Origin of the sequence: Lysinibacillus sp. Y5S-8 (assembly GCF_036894365.1) — a bacterium.
Taxonomy (GTDB): Bacteria; Bacillota; Bacilli; order Bacillales_A; family Planococcaceae; genus Lysinibacillus; species Lysinibacillus fusiformis_D.
In genome coordinates, this window is sequence record NZ_CP145891.1 from 1 (window position 1) to 2,217 (window position 2,217).

A 2,217-nucleotide genomic window follows, 5' to 3' on the forward strand; every position below is an offset into this window, starting at 1 on the left:
TCATCTTGGTTGCATTATGGGCGTTCCGCTCTACTTTTTGTCAAGGGACGCTATCGCTGTAAACCCCTTGACAAAAACCGCTACACACCCGTCATTTAACCAAGACGAATGCCACCTTTTCTGCTCAAAAAAACAGCGTTTTTTTCGTGGAGGCTACGCCTAAGATATAGATATAAGGCGAAAATAAAAATTATAATAAAATCAATGCGTTATAAAAATCAGAGTATCACTATTGATGATACTGGGGAGTATCACTATTGATGATACTCACTTTTTAAAAATTGAACGCTATCTTTACAAATTTTGTAATGTTGTGATACATTATGTATCTCAAATTTAACTAGGTGGTATCAATGGAAAACAGTACAAAAAATAAACAAAAAACAGGTGTTACAACACATATTGACCCTAAATTTTTACCAAAGAAAAATGCTAAATTTGTGCAGATCCAAGATAATTCCCTTTCAGCTATTCAAAAATTGATAGCTACAAGCCCTATATCAGCCCAAATTCTATTTTTCTTCATTGAAAAAATGGGCAATTACAACAATTCCGTAATTTGCTCTTATCAAACCTTAATGGAAATTACAGGGTATTCAAGACCAACCGTTGCACGAGCTATCAAGCATTTGAAAGATAATCGTTGGATTGATACTGTTAAAGTTGGCAGTGCGACCGCATATTGTGTCAATGCTCAAGTCGCTTGGCGACACGCAAACAACCAAAAACATTATGCAATCTTCTCATCTACGGTTGTTGCCACATCAACCGAAAACCCTGACTTCCAAACCGACAAGCAACTAAGACACATTCCCCACGAAGTAAACCTACTCACGGACGAAAATCCACCTGAAAATTAAATTTTCACCTGATAAACAGAACGCTTTTGAGCAAGCTCAAGGCGTTCTTTTTCCAAGTTACTTGCCTGTTGCTGTTCAATTTTCCCCTTAAATTCGTCTATTTGAGCTTCTGAGAGATTTTCCGTGTTTAACCTATGGTTTCGCTTGTATTCGTCAAAATCTCTCTGTAATGCGTTAAATTCGCTACTTTTCTCTTTCCATAGCTTATCCCTGACAAAAACAGCCGTATCAAGACCCTTGTTTTCTTCCCGTAGATCGGCAAGTAATTTCTCTTGAACCGCTTGCAAACGCTTGTTTTGCCGTTCCAAGTGTTGAATTTGCTTGTTCTTGTTGTCATAAACCTGTCTTAACTTGTCATTCACCCGATTTTTTACAACGTCAAAATCTTCATATTCGTCCTTAAAAACGCCCTTATGAAGTAATTTCGGCTTGAGATCGTCCGTAGTAAGCAACACTTCGTCATTCAAATTGCTATAAAACCGTTGAACACGTTCGTGCTTGGCTCTTGAGCCTTCAATCCCACGAGAAAGCCCAAAATCCGCTACCCGTTCAGCAAAATTACTTTGCATTTCGTTCATCAGCTTTTTGCCACCAAGCCACTTTTTGGCATTAAGTTTGCCCCGCTCATCAAGCGGAACAACGTAAGCCACAAGGTGGGGCGTGCTTTCGTCATTATGGATTGAAACGCACTTGATGTTATCCGCCCCGTGCCGTTCTTTCAGCCACTCAATCGAACGTTCAAAATACTTTTGATGTTCGCTTTTATCGTGTTCTTCGAACCATTCGGGGCTTGCGGTTATCAAGTATTCAACGCATTTTACGCAATCCGCACGAAACTTCTGCGGAAGACTTTGTTCGATTTTTTGCCGGACTTCTGCGGTTGAATTTGCCCCAATATGCACATTTTCAGGGGTTCGATTACTGTCGGCATTTGGCGTTAATCGCTCTCTGAAATTATGCTCAAGGCTCGCACAGATATTGCCCCATTCGGTCAATTTTTTTGTTCTTAAAATCGCATAGCTCATAGTGTTTTCCCTTTTTGGTGTACTCACTACACCAAATTTAAAAAATTTGGTCGTTCGCCCTACGGGGTTGTAGTATCCCCCCTTTTCGGGGGGAACGTCAAGGGGGTAATTTTTACCCCTTAACGTTAGGGGGTGTCGGGGGAAATTACCGTGTAATTTCCCCTGACGGTAGGGCAAGCTTGCCTTGCCCGATAACTCTGCTCGGTATCGCTACGAAGTGGCTCACTTGTTGGGCGTTCTGAACCATAACAGCCCACAAGGAATGATACCCCCCTGCTGAACCCTTGCGATCTATCCTATCCGTTGGGCGTGGCGTAGTGGCTCGGTGGTAT

The 2,217-nt window shown here is 41.5% G+C and carries 2 protein-coding genes; one reads left to right on the forward strand and one right to left on the reverse strand.

Annotation, left to right across the window (positions count from 1 at the left end):
- The first annotated feature begins 353 nt into the window (after positions 1 to 353).
- A complete protein-coding gene (locus V6670_RS22990; protein ID WP_338654775.1) occupies positions 354 to 860 on the forward strand; it encodes a replication/maintenance protein RepL in 507 nt (168 codons plus the stop codon).
- Here the strand turns inward: V6670_RS22990 and mobV are convergent.
- Complete coding sequence (gene mobV / locus V6670_RS22995; protein ID WP_338654776.1) at positions 857 to 1,885, reverse strand: MobV family relaxase; 1,029 nt, start codon at positions 1,883 to 1,885, stop codon at positions 857 to 859. The genes V6670_RS22990 and mobV overlap by 4 nt on opposite strands.
- Positions 1,886 to 2,217: the final 332 nt, after the last annotated feature.

Coding starts and splice junctions, on each gene's coding strand:
- V6670_RS22990 (WP_338654775.1), top strand. CDS start 354: ATGGAAAACAGTACAAAAAATAAACAAAAAACAGGTGTTACAACACAT.
- mobV (WP_338654776.1), bottom strand. CDS start 1,885: ATGAGCTATGCGATTTTAAGAACAAAAAAATTGACCGAATGGGGCAAT.